12 protein-coding genes and 1 tRNA gene are annotated in these 16,849 nt (G+C 63.4%); 10 read left to right on the top strand and 3 right to left on the bottom strand.

Translation table 11 applies throughout. The features are described 5' to 3' along the window. The first annotated feature begins 18 nt into the window (after nucleotides 1–18). The 8 genes from ACWBU6_RS07950 (at nucleotide 19) to ACWBU6_RS07985 (ending at nucleotide 13,617) form a co-directional block, all read left to right on the top strand. The gene (locus tag ACWBU6_RS07950; protein WP_452648277.1) at nucleotides 19–1,539 is read left to right on the top strand and encodes a tryptophan halogenase family protein; all 1,521 of its coding nucleotides are present in this window, start codon (nucleotides 19–21) and stop codon (nucleotides 1,537–1,539) included. Next, nucleotides 1,536–4,187 (top strand): beta-mannosidase, encoded by a 2,652-nt coding sequence (locus ACWBU6_RS07955; RefSeq protein ID WP_452648278.1) that lies wholly within the window; start codon nucleotides 1,536–1,538, stop codon nucleotides 4,185–4,187. Before ACWBU6_RS07950 ends, ACWBU6_RS07955 begins: the two co-directional genes overlap by 4 nt. Before the next feature lie 191 nt (nucleotides 4,188–4,378). Further along, nucleotides 4,379–5,365 (top strand): LacI family DNA-binding transcriptional regulator, encoded by a 987-nt coding sequence (locus ACWBU6_RS07960; RefSeq protein ID WP_452648279.1) that lies wholly within the window; start codon nucleotides 4,379–4,381, stop codon nucleotides 5,363–5,365. A gap of 19 nt (nucleotides 5,366–5,384) precedes the next feature. Then, nucleotides 5,385–6,599 (top strand): AGE family epimerase/isomerase, encoded by a 1,215-nt coding sequence (locus ACWBU6_RS07965; protein ID WP_452648280.1) that lies wholly within the window; start codon nucleotides 5,385–5,387, stop codon nucleotides 6,597–6,599. After that, a complete protein-coding gene (locus tag ACWBU6_RS07970) occupies nucleotides 6,592–7,515 on the top strand; it encodes a carbohydrate kinase family protein (RefSeq protein ID WP_452648281.1) in 924 nt (307 codons plus the stop codon). Before ACWBU6_RS07965 ends, ACWBU6_RS07970 begins: the two co-directional genes overlap by 8 nt. Continuing rightward, nucleotides 7,515–9,917, top strand: coding sequence for a GH92 family glycosyl hydrolase (locus ACWBU6_RS07975; protein WP_452648282.1), 2,403 nt, complete (start codon nucleotides 7,515–7,517; stop codon nucleotides 9,915–9,917). The genes ACWBU6_RS07970 and ACWBU6_RS07975 overlap by 1 nt, the downstream gene beginning before the upstream one ends. A 24-nt stretch (nucleotides 9,918–9,941) precedes the next feature. Next, the gene (locus ACWBU6_RS07980; protein ID WP_452648283.1) at nucleotides 9,942–11,207 is read left to right on the top strand and encodes a sugar MFS transporter; all 1,266 of its coding nucleotides are present in this window, start codon (nucleotides 9,942–9,944) and stop codon (nucleotides 11,205–11,207) included. After that, a complete protein-coding gene (locus ACWBU6_RS07985; RefSeq protein WP_452648284.1) occupies nucleotides 11,194–13,617 on the top strand; it encodes a TIM-barrel domain-containing protein in 2,424 nt (807 codons plus the stop codon). Before ACWBU6_RS07980 ends, ACWBU6_RS07985 begins: the two co-directional genes overlap by 14 nt. On the opposite strand, the gene ACWBU6_RS07990 is transcribed toward ACWBU6_RS07985, so the two are convergent. Together ACWBU6_RS07990 and ACWBU6_RS07995 are read right to left on the bottom strand one after the other, a co-directional pair. Continuing rightward, nucleotides 13,614–14,420 (bottom strand): formylglycine-generating enzyme family protein, encoded by an 807-nt coding sequence (locus ACWBU6_RS07990; protein WP_452648285.1) that lies wholly within the window; start codon nucleotides 14,418–14,420, stop codon nucleotides 13,614–13,616. The two genes, ACWBU6_RS07985 and ACWBU6_RS07990, sit on opposite strands and share 4 nt — an antisense overlap. A 48-nt stretch (nucleotides 14,421–14,468) precedes the next feature. Then, nucleotides 14,469–14,545: transfer RNA gene (locus tag ACWBU6_RS07995), tRNA-Pro, on the bottom strand. 93 nt (nucleotides 14,546–14,638) lie between these two features. Here ACWBU6_RS07995 and arsC point away from each other — a divergent pair. Together arsC and ACWBU6_RS08005 are read left to right on the top strand one after the other, a co-directional pair. Then, nucleotides 14,639–14,986, top strand: coding sequence for an arsenate reductase (glutaredoxin) (gene arsC, locus ACWBU6_RS08000; RefSeq protein ID WP_452648286.1), 348 nt, complete (start codon nucleotides 14,639–14,641; stop codon nucleotides 14,984–14,986). Further along, the gene (locus tag ACWBU6_RS08005; protein ID WP_452648287.1) at nucleotides 14,987–15,796 is read left to right on the top strand and encodes a hypothetical protein; all 810 of its coding nucleotides are present in this window, start codon (nucleotides 14,987–14,989) and stop codon (nucleotides 15,794–15,796) included. It abuts the gene before it with no gap. A 33-nt stretch (nucleotides 15,797–15,829) separates the two neighbouring features. On the opposite strand, the gene ispB is transcribed toward ACWBU6_RS08005, so the two are convergent. Further along, nucleotides 15,830–16,780: an octaprenyl diphosphate synthase gene (gene ispB, locus ACWBU6_RS08010; RefSeq protein ID WP_452648288.1), complete on the bottom strand. Its 951-nt coding sequence runs from the start codon at nucleotides 16,778–16,780 to the stop codon at nucleotides 15,830–15,832. Nucleotides 16,781–16,849 lie beyond the last annotated feature (69 nt).

Here is a 16,849-nt window from a genome sequence, read left to right on the forward strand (position 1 = left end):
CCTGTTTTGGGTGCCGCAATGAACCTGGACAACCGAATCAGCAAGATCACAATCGTGGGTGGCGGGAGCGCGGGCTGGATGGCCGCAGCTGCCCTGGCCACCTATCTTGGCAAGGGCGCTTCGGTGCGCCTGGTCGAATCCGAGGAAATTGGCATCGTCGGCGTGGGCGAAGCCAGCGTTCCGCATATCAGGCTGTTCAACGGGCAGATGCTCGGCATCGACGAGGCCGAGTTCATGAAGCGCACGCAGGGCACGATTAAGCTCGGCATTGAGTTCAGGGACTGGAGCCGGGTCGGCGACAGTTATTTCCACGGCTTCGGCACCATCGGCCGCTCTGTCGGGCCGCTGCCTTTTCACCAGTTCTGGCTGAAGCTATATCAATCCGGACGTGCGGCACCGATCGGCGAATACTCGCCGCAGACGGTGATGGCACCCCAGGGCAAGTTTGCGCCGCGAGACCGTAACGCACAACCAGGATCGCCGTTGGCCGACATCGCCTACGCCTATCATTTCGACGCCGCCCTGTACGCGCGCTTCCTGCGCGAGCTGGGCGAACAGCGCGGGGTGCGGCGCATTGAAGGCAGGATCGTTGGCGTGAACCAGCGTGCCGGCGATGGCTTTATCGAATCGGTGACGCTGGAAAGCGGCGCGGTGGTCGACGGCGAGCTGTTCATCGATTGTTCGGGCTTTCGGGGACTGTTGATCGAGCAAACGCTGAAAACAGGCTACGTCGACTGGACGCACTGGCTGCCGTGCGACCGCGCCATGGCGGTGCCATGCGAAAGCGTGGCACCGCTTACTCCTTACACACGCTCCAGCGCGCGCCCTGCAGGCTGGCAGTGGCGTATTCCGCTGCAGCATCGGACCGGCAACGGCTATGTATACTCGAGCCGGCATATCGGCGACGACGAAGCCGCGGCGACCTTGCTGGCGAACCTGGACGGCAAGGCACTGGCCGAACCGCGTGCGCTGCGCTTCACGACCGGCATGCGCAAGAAATTCTGGAACAAGAACGTGGTGGCGCTGGGGTTGGCCAGCGGCTTTCTTGAACCCCTGGAGTCGACCAGCATCTACCTGGCGCAATCGGGTATTACCCGTTTGCTGGGCCTTTTCCCCAAGCGCGACTTCAACCCGCTGCTTGCCGAGCGCTTCAACCGCGAGTCAGCATTTGAGTATGAGAGGGTGCGGGACTTCCTGATCCTGCACTACAACGCCACGGAACGCAACGACTCGCTGTTCTGGAATGACTGCCGCACGATGTCCATCCCGGACAGCCTGCGCGAGGCTATCGAATTGTTCCGCTACGATGGCCGCTATTTCCGCAATGGAGAGGACTTCTTTGCGCTGCCTAGCTGGGTGCAGGTGATGCTGGGCCAGCGCATCATGCCGCAAAGCTACCATCCGATCGTCGACGATATGCCAGAGGAAAAGCTGGCCGACGTGGTCGAAAGCATGCGGGCGATGCTGGCAAACGCAGTCGCCGCGATGCCGACGCACCAGGAATGGATTGAGCGCCACTGGAAGGCGGATGCGCCATGAGCACACACCTGTACTGGCGCTCCTTGCTCGCGCTGCTCCTCGGTCTGTGCCTGACGGTGGTCGCCGCAGTAGCGACAGCGGCGGGCACGCCGACGCCCACCGCCATCGACAAAGGCTGGACGTTCCGCCTCCTGCCGGGCAATGCGCAATTTGCCGACCATCCGGAAGCGTCGTCCTGGCTCGCAGCGAAGGTGCCCGGCACCGTGCATACCGACTTGTATGCGAACAAGCTGATTCCCGACCCTTACGTCGGCGCGCCGGAAGCCGGCCTGCAATGGATCGGCCTCGCGGACTGGGAATACCGTACGCACTTTGACGCGCCGCGACAGGCGGAACGCAGTGACCTGGTATTCGAAGGCCTTGATACCTTCGCCGAGGTCTGGCTGAATGGCGACAAGCTGCTCGACGCCGACAATGCCTTCCGCACATGGCGAATTCCGGTGCAAGGCAGGCTGCGCGCGAAGGGCAACGAACTGCGCATCGTCTTGCGTTCGCCGATCACCAGGCTGCTGCCTGCCGTGCAGGCCATGCCGCACAGGCTGGCCGGCAACTACCCCTCTCCCTACGGCGACGAACCGCCCGAGGCAATGACCGCCAACTTCGCGCGCAAGCCGGGCTATCACTATGGCTGGGATTGGGGACCGCGCTACGTTACCGCCGGCATCTGGAAACAGGTCGTGCTGGAAAGCTGGGATGCGGTGCGAATCGACAACCTGCACCTGCGGCAGGATCACGTCGATGCTGCGCGCGCCGACCTCGCTGCCGTCGTATCGGTCGATGCGGTACGCGGCGGCGCTTTCGAGCTGCGCCTGTGGCAGACAGCGCCGGGCGGCAAGCGTTCACTGGCAGCGCTGCGGCGCATTGAACTGGGCGCAGGGGTTCAGCGCATCGAACTTCCCGTTCGCATCGAGCGCCCGCAACGATGGTTCCCAAACGGCTATGGCGCGCAGCCGCTATACCGCTTTGAGCTGGAGATCGCCGATGGCAAGGAGCTTATGGCCAGGGCCAGCGCCCGTACCGGCTTGCGCAGTATCGCCTTGCGCCGCGAGCCGGACGCGAAGGGCCGGAGCTTCCGGTTTGAGGTCAACGGCATTGCCGTATTCGCCAAGGGAGCAAATACCATCCCTTTCGACATGTTCCAGCCGCGTGTGAGCAAAGCGCAGTTGCGCCGTGTACTGAAATCGGCCCGCGACGCAAATATGAACCTGCTGCGCAGCTGGGGCGGCGGCTATTACGAAAGCGGCGACTTTTTCGACCTCGCCGACGAACTTGGCCTGCTTGTGTGGCAAGACTTCATGTTCGGCGGCGGCATGCAGCCGGCTTACGATGACGCCTTCCGCGCCAATGTGATAGCAGAGGCGCGCGACAATGTGCGTCGCCTGCGCAATCATCCGAGCCTTGTCCTGTGGTGTGGCAATAACGAGGAAGAAATCGCATGGAAGTACTGGGGGCCGGGCAAGGCAATGATGAAGGCCGATCCGGGCTTCGCCGCCAAGGTCTGGAACGGCTACGTTCAGCTTTTCGGCACCGACTTGCGCAAGGTCGTTGCGGAAGAAGGAGGCGGAATCGCCTACTGGGCCAGTTCGCCCGGAGACGACCTGGCGGAAGCGGCCAATACGCCTGCCAGCGGCGACATGCATTACTGGGAAGTGTGGGGCAACCCGGCGCATCCGCCATCGAAATACCTTGAGATCACGCCACGCTTCATGTCCGAGTACGGCCTGCAGGCGTGGCCGGTGCAGCGAACGATCGATGCTTTCGCCAGGCGCGCCGAGCAGGGTATTGCCACGCCCGTCATTGAGGCCCACCAGAAATTCATGGCAGGCAAGGGCAATGAGCGCCTGATGAAGTATGTGGCTGACGAGTTCGGCCAACCGAAAGACTTTGCCGCTTTCGTTTATCTTGGGCAGGTGGCGCAGGCGGAAGGCATCGAGCTGGCGGCGCTGCACCACCGGTCCAGCCGGCCTTACACCATGGGCTCGTTGTATTGGCAGCTTAACGATGTGTGGCCTGGTGCATCGTGGTCGAGCATGGACTGGTTCGGGCGCTGGAAAGCATTGCAGTTCCATGCACGCCGCTTCTATGCGCCGGTAGCCGTGGCTGCCCTGCGGGACGCCGAGGGCAGGACTTCACTCAGCCTGCTGAACGACCGCACGCACGCCGTGCGCGCCGAGTTGCGGATGCGGCTCATGACCCTCGACGGCAAGCTGTTGCGCGACGAGCGTAAGCCGGTCGAACTTGCGCCGCTGTCGGCGGCGAAGCTTGCCAGCTACCCCGACAAGGAGTTGCTGGGCAACGCCGACCCGGCCTCGACGGTTGCCGTATTCGACTTGCTGGCGGAAGGTGAACCTGCCTCGCGCCGCGTGGTGTACTTCAAAGCCGCCAAGGATATGCGCTGGCCCGATCCGGGCTTGCGCGCGGAGCTGCGCCGCGATGGAGCCGGTTTTTCGCTCGGGTTGCGGGCGGCCAGATTCGCGCGCGCCACATGGATCGATTTCGGCGAGGTGGACGCCGATATCAGCGATAACGCAATGACGCTGCTGCCAGGCGAAGGCGTGACCTTGCATGTTGCAACCAGGGCCAGTCTGGCAACGCTGCGCAAATCGCTGCGCTTGCGCTCCCTGGCAGGCGAGGTTGGTGTTTACTAAAACAAGCTAAAAGAAGCTGGTTTTTACTGCTTTTGTTGACGCCTGCAAAATGCGGCTGATATAAAACTTACCTATGTATAGACGCAATAAAGGGCAGCAGCCATGCGTCTGGAAACGCTCGGAAGAAGCGTTTATTAAACTGAACATTGGAGACTCTTCATGCACTTGATTTCTCGCCCGGGGGTGCAGCCGTGAGCCAGGTTACCTTGCGCGACATCGCAGAAGCCACCGGGCTGTCGATCGGCACTGTCTCGCGCGCGCTGAAGAACCAGGCCGGCATGACTGAGGTCACCCGCAACCAGGTGCGCCAGGCCGCCGAGAAAATGGGCTACGACTTCGGGCAGCTCAAGAAAGGGCGCATCCGCCGTATCGCCTTCCTGCTGCATAGCCAGCACAATACGCTGGCATCGAGCCAGTTCTATTCCCCGGTGCTGCACGGCGCCGAAGCGGCCTGCCGCCGCGAAGGCATTGCGCTGTCCTTCATCGCGGTGGGGCCGGCCGAACCGGTACAGGGCCTGATCCGCGTGCACCAGCCCGACGCCATCCTGTGCGCCGGCTTCTTCGAGCCCGAAGTCCTGGCAGCCTTGCAGCAGTCCGGCAAGCCTATCGTGCTGGTGGACATGCACCGCCGCGGTTTCACCTCGGTCAATCCGGACAATGTGCGCGGCGGCTACCTGGCCACCCAGCACCTGCTGCGCTGCGGCCGCAAACGCATCGCAATGATGTCCGGCTCCCTGGCCCACTACAGTATCCAGCAGCGCAACCGTGGCTTCCGCCAGGCGCTGTTCGATGCCAGGGTGTTTGCCGACCCGGACCTGGAAGTCATCGTGCCCACCATGGGCGAGGGCGACGAAGCCGTGGTGGAGGCCATGCGCAGCCTTCTCAGTCTTCCGAAGCGGCCCGACGCCCTGTTCTGCTACAACGACAGCACGGCGCTGATCGCCATGAAGCATTGCCTGAACGAGGGCATGAAGATCCCGCATGACATCGCCATTGTCGGCTTCGACGATATCAGCAGCGCCGCCGCCGCCATTCCCCCGCTCAGCACCATCCATGTCGACAAGGAAGACCTGGGACGGGCGGGTATCGAACTGTTATTGCAGAAACCCGAAGAAGACCCCTCCCAGATAACCATGCCAGTCGAACTGATCGTGCGCGAAAGCAGTTGCGACGACTAGCGTACAACCCAGGCCTAACATGACGATTCTCCCGAATTTCCGCAACCCGGATGTCTTGCTCGACCACGCGCGCCACACGATGCGCTTCTACCATCCGCGGGCGATCGACCCCGCCGGCGGCCTCTATCACTATTTCAAGGACGATGGGACCGTTTACGACGACAGGCACCGGCACCTGGTCAGCAGCACGCGTTTCGTCTTTACTTATTCCATGGCTTATCGCCATTTCCGCGATCCGGCCTATCTGGAAGGCGCACGCCATGCGCTGCGCTTCCTGCGCGAAGTGCACCGCGATCCGGCTGGCAGCGGCTACGCATGGATGCTGGATGGCCGCGAGGTGGAAGATGGCACCCAGCACGCCTATGGCCAGGCCTTCGTGCTGCTCGCTTATTCGCACGCCACGATGGCGGGACTGGAAGAGGCACGCGGCTGGATCGGTGAAACGTTCGACTTGATGGAAGAGCGCTTCTGGGACGAACAGGCCGGCTTGTACGCCGACGAAGCGACCCGCGACTGGAGCGTGCTTTCAAGCTACCGCGGCCAGAACGCCAATATGCACGCCTGCGAGGCGCTGCTGGCGGCGCACCAGGCCACCGGCGAAATGCGTTACCTGGATCGTGCTTACACCGTCGCCTTCAATATCACCCAGCGCCAGGCCGCACGATGCGGGGGCTTGATCTGGGAACACTACGATCCGGACTGGCAACCCGACTGGCGCTTCAATATCGATGATCCGGAAAACCTGTTCCGTCCATGGGGCTACCAGCCGGGCCATTTCACCGAATGGGCCAAGCTTCTACTGCAACTGGAAGCGCGCGGCAGTGTGCTGAACAAGAATCTTGGCTGGCTGCTGCCGACTGCGCAACGCCTGTTCCATGCCGCAGTGGGCAAGGGCTGGGATGCCGAGCATGGTGGCCTGTGCTATTCCCTGGCACCCGACCTGACCGTGTGCGACCCGCACAAGTATTTCTGGGTGCAGGCCGAGAGCACGGCGGCAGCTGCCATGCTGGCCAGGCGCACTGGCAACGCCGAATATTGGGACTGGTACCAGCGCCTGTGGGCGTACAGCTGGACCCATTTCGTCGACCACGAGCACGGTGCCTGGTACCGCATCCTGTCCGGCGACAACCGCAAGCTGAGCGACGAAAAAAGCCCGGCCGGCAAGGTGGACTATCACACCATGGGCGCCTGCTACGACATCGTGGCGGCATTGGGAGCGGCTGATCATGCGTGACGCACCATTGATGCTGTGCGCCGGCGAGGCGCTTACCGACATGATCCACCAGGGCGACGAGCGCTGGGTGAGCCGCGTCGGCGGCTCGGTCTGGAACGTGGCGCGCGCGCTGGCCGTGCTGGGCGAGCGCACCGCCTTTGCCGGCGCCATCAGCCGCGATCGGTTTGGCGATGCCCTGTGGGCCGCCAGCGAAGCCGTGGGCCTGGACTTGCGGCTGTTGCAGCGCGTTGAACGCTCGCCCCTCCTGGCCATCGTGGAACAGGGCGAACCGCCACGCTATTTCTTCATCGGCGACGATAGCGCGGACCTGCACTTCGATCCGGAAGCGTTGCCGGAATTCTGGTCGCGCGACTTGCGCTGGGCGCATTTCGGCGGCATCAGCCTGGCGCGCGAGCCGCTGGCATCGAACCTGGTGGCGTTGGCTGAGAAACTGAAGGAGCAGGGCGTGGCCATCAGCTACGATCCGAACTACCGCAACCTGATGGACGAGCGCTATGTGCCAACCCTGCGCAGCATGACGGAGCTGGCCGACGTGATCAAGGTTTCCGACGACGATTTGCGCGGCCTGTTCCCCGGCGTCCCACTGGAGGCAGCGCTGCAGCAGTTGCGCGCAGCCGCGCCTTATGCCCACTGCCTGCTGACGCGCGGTGGCCAGGGCGCGAGCCTGTTCCATAGCGAACAGCGGGTCGACGCGCGCGCGCCGGCGGTCCCGGTGGTCGACACGGTCGGAGCCGGGGATGCCAGTGTGGCCGGCTTGCTGCACAGCCTCGCACGCCACCCGGACCGTTCCCTGCAATCGCACCTGCACGCCGCGCTGGCTGCCGGTTCCGCCGCCTGCCTGCAGTCCGGTGCGACCCCGCCGCCGCCTGCGGACATGAACCGGTTATTCGAATTGCTCGAAGGAGGGGGATCTTAATGAATGCAATCCGCTTTACCCTTTGCACCGTCCTGTTGGCGGCCTTTGCATTGCCCCTGGCCGCGGCGCCGGCCGGCATGCCGGTCAACACCTTCATCGGCACCCAGGACGAAGGCAACACCTTCCCCGGCGCCTCGGCGCCCTTCGGCATGATCCAGGTCAGCCCGACCGGGGAGCATTACGCCGGCTGGCAGTATAGCGATGCGAAGATTCGCGGCTTCGGCCATTCCTTCCTTTCCGGCGCCGGATGCTGGGAGCAGGGCGGCCAGCTTTCGGTACTGCCGGTTACCGGCAGCATCGGACCGGGCGGCGATTTCGATACCGGGAAGGCGGAAAGCTTCAACTACAAGCGCTACGCAGCCAACTACAGCCACGATGGTGAAGTTGGCCAGGCCGGCTACTACAAGGTGCAGCTCACCAGCTATGGCGGCATTACTGCCGAAGCGACTGCGCTGACCCGCGCCGCCGCCGAACGCTACACTTTCGCGCCGGGCACCGCCAGCGGCCACGTCCTGCTCAACCTGGGCCAGGCCAACGAACGCCACTCCGTGGTCGGCAGCGAGGTGCGCGTGCTCGATGAGCGCAGCGTTGAAGGCAAGATCGTGACCAAGAGCTTCTGTGGCGGCGCCCAGTACACGACCTGGTTCCGCATGGTGTTCGACCAGCCATTCGTCGCCAGCGGCATCTGGGATGACCGGGGCGGCTGGCCTGGCATGAAAGGCCCGAGCCAGCAAGGCGACAGCCGTCCGCATGGTGTCTGGCTGACCTTTGATCTCAAGAACGGCAAGGCGGTTACAGCGGTCAGCGCGATCTCCCACGTCGACGCGGAAGGCGCTCGCATCAACCTGAAGGCGGAAGGCATGGCCGGCGGCAAGCCGCTCGCTTTTGACGCAATGCGCGAAAAAGCGCAGGCAGTGTGGCAGAAGGAACTGGGCAGCGTGCGTATCGAAGGCGGCAGCAACGATGACCGCACCGTTTTCTACACGGCCCTGTACCACGCGCTGCTGCAGCCGCTGACTGGCAGCGATGCCGATGGCCGCTACCGGGGCTATGACGGCGCGCTGCACACCGCCCGGGACTGGACCTATTATGAGTTCTTCTCGCTGTGGGATACCTACCGCGCCCAGAACCAGTTGCTAGCCTTGCTGCGGCCGCAGCGCTCGCGCGACATCGCCAACTCGGTACTGAAGATCCGCCAACAGGGCGGCTGGCTGCCACGCTGGGGCTACGCCAACTTCGACAGCAATGTGATGACCGGCGACCCGGTTACGCCATTCCTGGTCGACCTGTGGCGCTTCGGCGCGCTGAAAGGCCGCGAACGGGAGGCGTACGCCGCGCTGCGGGAAAACGCTTTCGGCGTTCCGCCGTCGCGCATCCGCGCCCAGGGCCGGGCCGGCAACCCGAGCTACCTGAGCCAGGGCTTTGTGCAATACGACCGCGGCTTTGTTGCCAAGGGCATGGACATCGACCCGCACCATGGCGCCTCGGCGACGCTGGAATATGCGCTGGCCGACAGTTCGCTGGCAATCATGGCCAAGGCGCTTGGCCAGGCAAGGGATGCGCAACTGCTCGAACAGCGCGCCCTTAACTGGCGCAAGGTATGGGACCCGGCTGTCGTCGATGTCCCGACCGGGCAACGCGGCTTCCCGCGTCCACGCGTGTTGGACGGCGGCTGGTTCGCCGATCTGAGCGGCAGCTACGACCCGCGTGCCGAGCGCGGCTTCCACGAAGGGACGGCCTGGCAGTACCAATGGCTGGTGCCGCAGGACGTTCCGGGCCTGGCTGCAGCGATGGGAGGGCAGGCCAAGGCACTGCAGCGCCTCGACCAGTTCTTCGATTACGAGGCCGTACTGGCCGACCCGTCGGCCGTGCGCAAGTCGTGGGTGGTCGGCGCCTACAGCTACTACAGCCAGTTCCGCTACAACCCGAACAACGAGCCGGACCTGCATGTGCCGTGGATGTACACCCTGATGGGCCAACCATGGAAAACCACCACCGTCCTGCGCGCAGCGGAAACCCTGTTCGGAAACGGCCCAGGCGGGGTGACCGGCAACGACGACCTGGGCACGATGTCCGCCTGGTACCTGTTCAGCGCATTGGGCCTGTATCCCGATGCACCGGGCAGCGGCCGCTTCCTGCTGCACGCGCCACGTTTCGCGCGCGCCGAGATCGATCTGCCGCAAGGCCGCATCCTGCGCATCGAGGCGCCCGAGGCCAAACCGGGCGAGCGCCGCTTCGTGCAGTCGGTGCGGTGGGGCGGCCGCCCGCTGTCCCGCGTATGGCTGGACTGGGAACAGCTGCAGGGTGCTGGTACGCTGTCGTTCAAGCTTGTGCCGCAGCCCGATACGGCAGGATGGGGCACGCAGGGCCGCGATCTGCCGCGGCCACCGGCCGGCATGTGATCATAAAAACCAGAGGAGACAATCATGGCAACCATGGCACCCAACACCACGCCTGCCGCACCGCCCAAAGTGGCAGGCGGCGCACAGAACGGGACCAACACCGGCGCGCTGGTCATCGTCACGCTGCTGTTCTTCATGTGGGGTTTGATTACCTCGCTGAACGACGTGCTGATCCCGCACCTTAAGGCCATCTACACGCTTTCCTATTTCCAGGCGATGCTGGTGCAGCTTTGCTTCTTCGGCGCCTACTTCATCGTGTCGATGCCGGCGGGCGCCCTGATCCGCCGCATCGGCTACCAGAAGGGAGCGGTCGCCGGCCTGCTGATTGCGGCTGGCGGCTGCGTGCTGTTCTATCCTGCCTCGTTCGGCGGCTATGGCCTGTTCCTGCTGGCCTTTTTTGTGCTGGCATCGGGCATCACCGTGCTGCAGGTCGCTGCCAACCCTTACGTCACCGTGCTTGGGCCACCGCGCACGGCCTCGAGCCGCCTGAACCTGACGCAGGCGTTCAACTCCCTTGGTACCACGATCGGCCCGGCTGTTGGCGGCGTGCTGATACTGTCCACGGCGGGTGTCGCGGCAGGTGCGGCGGCCGATGCCGCCAGCGTGCGGGGACCTTACCTCGCCCTGGCCGGCGCACTGGTGCTGCTGGCAGTCCTGTTCCATGTCGCGAAGCTGCCGCAGATCGCCGAGAGCGAAGACTTGCCGCTGGCAGGCGAGGGCCATGGTTCGGCCTGGGCCCACCGCCACCTGCTGCTGGGAGCTGTCGGCATCTTCCTGTACGTGGGCGCCGAAGTCAGCATCGGCAGCTTCCTGATCAACTTCCTCGGCGAATCGCATATCGCCGGCCTGGCGCACGCCGACGCGGCACATTATGTCAGCATCTACTGGGGTGGCGCCATGATCGGTCGCTTCATCGGATTCGCCGTGATGCGCGTGGCCAGTCCGGGCAAGACACTTGCGGTCAACTCGCTGGTGGCAATCGGCCTGGTACTTGCGGCCACTTTCGGCAAGGGCAGCGTGGCAATGTGGGCTATCCTCGCGGTCGGCCTGTGCAATTCGATCATGTTCCCGACCATTTTCAGCATGGCGCTGCACGGCCTGGGCAAGTACACCGGCCAGGGCTCGGGCATCCTGTGCATGGCCATCGTCGGAGGCGCGCTGGTGCCTTTCGCACAAGGTGCGCTGGCCGATGCGTTCGGCGTGCAGGCATCGTTCATGCTGCCCGCCGCCTGCTACGCCTTCATCCTGTACTTCGGCGCGAAGTATGCCTCCATGTATGCGGCCCGGTAAAGCGGTAGCCATTGTCGCCCTGTGTGCGGCAAGTGCGCCGCACGCGGAGACGGTTGACCGCATGGTGCTCTCGCGCGGCGACGCGGTACTTGAGGTAAGCGCGCCGGCCAGGGGTGTCGTGCGCATCCGTATGGGCCGCGGGAAGGTGCCGGAAGATGCATCATGGGCAGTGCCTGCTGCTAGGCGCGGCGCCCGCCTGCCGCTGGAAGTCACGCGTAAAGGCGGCATCGTGCACCTGGGCGCAGCGGACATTGGCGCACGCATCGACCTGCGCACCTTGCGCACAGACGTCACGGATGGCAGCGGCAAGCTGCTGCTGGCCGACCTTGCCGGCCGGTCCGCGCTTTCGTCCGGGGGCGGCTTTCGCATGCGCGGGCACATAAGCGGCGGCGGCCACGTTTTCGGACTGGGCGACAAGACCGGAACCTTCGACCGCAATGGCGGCGCCTACACCATGTGGAACTCGGATACTTACAAGTTCACACCGTCGACCGATCCGCTCTACAAGACGATTCCCTTCTTCATGACGGTCAACGACCGTGGCCAGGCCTTCGGCCTGTTCCTGGACAATACCTGGCGTACTACTTTCGATTTCGGTAAGACGGAACGCGATGTGCTGTCGATCAGCGGCGAGGGCGGTCCGGTCGACTACTACGTGATGGCCGGGCCGTCGCCGAAGGACGTGCTGCAGCAATACGCACGCCTGAGCGGAGCGGCGCCGCTGATGCCGCAATGGGCGCTGGGCTTCCAGCAATCGAAATGGAGTTACAAAAGCGACGCCGAGGTGCGTGCGATAGCCCAGCGCCTGCGCAGCGAACGCATGCCGTCCGATGTGATCTACATGGACATCGATTACCAGGACCGCTCGCGTCCCTTCACGGTCAACCGCGCAGCCTTTCCCGACTTGCGCAAGCTTGCCGCAGACCTGCGCGGGCAAGGTTTCCGACTGGTGCTGATTACCGACCCGCATATCGCCAACGCGCCTGGCCAGGGCTACGCCGCCTACGACAGCGGTGCGGCACAGGACCTGTTCCTGAAACTGCCGGGCGGCTCGTACTATTCGGGTGATGTGTGGCCCGGCGCGTCCGTATTCCCCGATTTCAGCCGGGTCCAGGCGCGCCGCTGGTGGGGCGACTTGTACGCCGGATTCGTGGGCGACGGCGTGGCCGGCTTCTGGAATGACATGAATGAGCCATCCATCTTCAACGTCCCAGGCAAAACCATGCCGCTCGACGTCGTGCACCGGATCGAGAGCGACGATTTCGCGCCGCGGAGCACCTCGCACGCGGAAATGCACAACGTCTATGGCCAGCTCAATTCGCGTGCCACATATGAAGGCCTGGCGCGGCTTCAGCCGGACGTGCGGCCCTTTGTACTGACCCGAGCCACCTACGCCGGAGGGCAGCGCTTTGCTGCGACATGGACCGGCGACAACGTATCGAGCTGGCAGCACCTCAAGATGGGCGTGCAGCAGTTGATCAACCTTGGTTTGAGCGGCTTCTCATATGCAGGCAATGATGTCGGCGGATACGCTGGCGAACATCCCTCGCCGGAATTGTTGACGCGCTGGTTCCAGTTCGGCGCCTTCATGCCGCTATTCCGCGCCCACGCGGAAACCGGCCGGCCCGACCAGGAACCCTGGGTTGGCGACGCTGCGCATGTGGAGATCCGCCGCCGTTTTATCGCCGAGCGCTATCGGCTGATGCCCTACTTGTATACCGCTGCGGAGCAGAACAGCCGCACCGGCATCCCGCTGCTGCGGCCAGTCTTCCTCAACTTCCCCTCGGTGCTGGCGAATGGCGACAGGCTTGGCGGCTCGGAAGACCAGTTCATGGTCGGGGGCGACTTGCTGGTGGCGCCATCGCCAACGCTCGAATCGCCGGGCGACTACAAGGTGGAGCTACCCGGGAAGGGATGGTATGACTACTGGACAGGCCGGCGGCTGGGCGGCAAGAGCCTGGAGCTCAAACCGGATATCGCACAGTTGCCGGTCTATGTGCGCCCCGGTGCGATCATCCCGAAACAGCCGCTGGTCCAAAGCACAGCCTTCACCCCTGAGGGCAGGCTGGAATTGCATGTCTATCCCGGCGCCGACTGCCGCGGCGAACTTTATGCAGACGATGGCGTCAGCCTGGCCTACCAGCACGGCAACATGCTGCGCCAGCGCATCCGCTGCGAAGAATCGCCGTCCGGCCTGAAGCTAGTGTTCGAACAGCGAGAGGGTAATTGGAAACCATGGTGGAACGGCCTGGCGCTCCACGTCCATGGCTGGACGGTTGAAGCGCCCCCGCAAGCCCGTTTCGCTGGCGCAGCACTTGCCGCATCGGTGGACCGGGCTCAAAGCGCAGCCGTTATCCTGATGCCGGACATCGCCAGCGGGGCAGTCGAGATCAACCGGATTACCGACTAGCGGGCAAGCCGGAAGCCAATGTAGTTGTGGCGCAGGTTACCGAACAAGGCATCATATCCGCGCGGATCCATTGCTTTGGCCACCGATTGCCATGAACCGCCTCGATAAATATAGGTCTTGCATTCCTGGCTGCCAGGTTCCCGGCTGGGGAAGCAGCTCGACACCCATTCCGCGACATTGCCTGACATGTCGTGGATGCCGAAGCGGTTCGGCTTAAAGGAAGCAACTGGCGCGGTTTGCCGGTTGTCCCATTTGCTTCCGCAGCCACCGCAGTTGGCGTTGTTCTTGCCAAGTTTTTCTCCCCACGGATATCCGGTGGCGGCGCCTGCCAGTGCGGCGTGTTCCCATTCCGCCGAGGTGGGCAGCCGATAGCGCTGGCCGGTTTTCGCATTCAGCCACTTCAGGTAGCCCTGCACGTCATCCCAACTGACATTGATGACGGGACGCTTGCCGCGCCCCCAACCCTGGTCGGCCGGGTACTGGCAGGGCGCATCCTGCACACAGGGCGCTACTACTGGCCGGTTCTCGTAGGCCCAGTCGGACACCGGGGAGGTGCAGGCATTATCCTTGACACAGGCGTCCCATTCGGCAAACGTCACTTCGGTCGCGCCGATTTCAAAAGCATTGACCTCGACGAGCTGCCTGACGTAATCGGGTTCAGGGCAGATCTGCTTACCATCTGGACAAGCACCAGTCTCGATTCTGCCCGCCGGGACTTTTACCAGTGCCGGACTAATGACCTCAACAGCCATCGCGTCGTGCGCCAACAAGCCGGCCAAGGCCAGCATCAGTGGAAATTTCATTGGGGTCCTTGAATGAAAACAGCGGGCCAAAACCCGCTGTTAAGAATCTGGTCGGGGTGAGAGGATTCGAACCTCCGGCCTCTACGTCCCGAACGTAGCGCTCTACCGGGCTAAGCTACACCCCGACTGGTGTAGGTTAATTCTACACATAATTTTGTGGATTTATCAACACCTTTGCAGATGATATAGTGCGGCTTTGAATTGACTTCGTTTGCACCATGGGAATCACCATCTATCACAACAACTCGTGCAGCAATTCGCGCGGCGCGCTGGCGCTGATCCGCGAGGCGGGCATTGAGCCGGAAATCGTTGAATACCTGAAGGCGCCGCCATCGCGCGAAGTCCTGCTCGACCTGATTGCGCGTGCCGGCCTGACGGCGCGTGGCGCCATGCGTAACAAGGGCGAACTGTACGACCAGCTTGGCCTGGGCGACGAATCCCTGCCGGAAGACAAGCTGGTTGATGCCATGATGGCGCATCCGGAACTGATCAACCGTCCTTTCGTGGTAACCGACAAGGGCGTACGCCTGTGCCGTCCGCCGGAAACGGTCAAAGAGATCCTCTAAGTGCGTAAAGCCTTCGTTACCGCCTTGTTTGCGCTGGCAGCGAACGCGCATGCCGACACCTCGGAATGCGAGATCCACAAGCTGGCGACTTACCCATTCCCGCATCGCCCGACGGCGGAGCAGGCCGCAGCCCTGAAAGACTGCGACGCGGACAAGCTGTATTACGGCATCGGCGTGCATTTCGACTATGTGAAAGCTCGGCACTGCGCCTTTGCGACCGATCGCCAGGACGTCCTGATGATGTTGTACGCGAACGGCCTGGGAGTGCCGCGCAACTATGCGGTGGCGAAAATGGCTGCGTGCCGCTCGGAAGCCACCGAGATCGAGGCGCGGGTGGCCCGGCTGGCACGAATGCAGACCGGCAAGGAAGGCCCGTCGCCGAAGATCGATATGTGCGATGACGCGGCAAACAGCCACCTGGTCTCGCGCTGTGCTGCGATCCGGCTGGACTTGGTCGACCAGGAGCGCAACGCGCGCATCGACACCATTTCGGCGCGCTGGAACGATGCCGATCAGGCGGCGCTGCTGCAGATACGGCGCAACGCCGTGGATACGGAGCAGATCGAGGAGATCCTCAAGTCATTGCAGGACTTTGAGGCCGGCAAGCTGCCGTCCTATGCGGCGGGAGACGCGGCCGCTGCCGAGCGTGAGCTGGGCCAGATGAAAATCGAGCCCGAGCGTCAGCGCAGCTGGCTGGCCTACCGCGATGCGTGGGTGGCGCTCGGCAAGCTGCGCTATCCATCGGTCGCGCCGCATGCCTGGAAAGCATACTTCGCCAAGCGGCGCATCGCTGCGCTCAAGCCGAGGTAAGAAAAAAGGCGCCGATGTCGGCGCCTTGTTCGTTCAGTGGCTGCGGTCCACCGAGAAGCGGGCCAACTGCAGCAAGGCTTGCTTGTAGACGCCGTCCGGCATGCCCGCAATCGCATCGATGGCGCGCTGCGCGGCCACTTCGGCGGCGCGGCGGGTGTAATCCAGGGCGCCGCTATTGGTGATGGCGGCCAGGATAGTATCGAAGTGCTGCTCGTCGCCGTTTTCGATGCAGGAGCGGACCAGGGCGCGCTGCTCCCCAGTGCCGTTTTCCATCAGCCAGATCAGCGGCAGGGTAGGCTTGCCTTCGCGCAGGTCGTCGCCCACGTTCTTGCCGATTTCGGTCGCGTCGCCGGCATAATCGAGCACGTCGTCGATCAACTGGAAGGCGGTGCCCAGCGAGCGTCCATATTCGCCGGCAGCGGCGATGTCGGCATCCGATGCGCCTGCCACCAGTGCGCCCAGCTCCGCCGCCGCTTCGAACAGCTTGGCGGTCTTGGAACGGATCACCTGCAGGTAGCTTTCTTCAGTTACGTCCGGATCGTGCATATTCAACAACTGCAGCACCTCGCCCTCGGCGATCACATTGGTCGCATCGGACAGGATCTGCATCACGCGCATGGAATCGAGCGACACCATCATCTGGAAAGCGCGCGAGTACAGGAAGTCGCCCACCAGCACCGAAGCTGCATTGCCGAACAGGGCGTTGGCGGTCTGGCGGCCGCGGCGCATTGACGATTCGTCAACAACGTCATCATGCAGCAGGGTCGCGGTATGGATGAACTCCACCACGGCAGCCAGTTCATGATGGCCGGCGCCCTTATAGTTGTAAGCATTCGCTACCAGCAGGACCAGGACTGGTCGGATTCGCTTGCCGCCCGCGCTGATGATATATTCAGCGATCTGGTTGACCAGCGCCACTTCCGAGTGAAGGCGCTGGCGGATCACCGAATTGACCGCGTCCATATCGGCGGCAATGGTGCTCATGATGTTGTTCTGGGCGTTGTTCGACAAGGCAAACCTACTGGTAAGGTTGGTAAGAGTGCCGCGATTATA

The sequence above is a fragment of the Pseudoduganella sp. HUAS MS19 genome, from assembly GCF_053615455.1.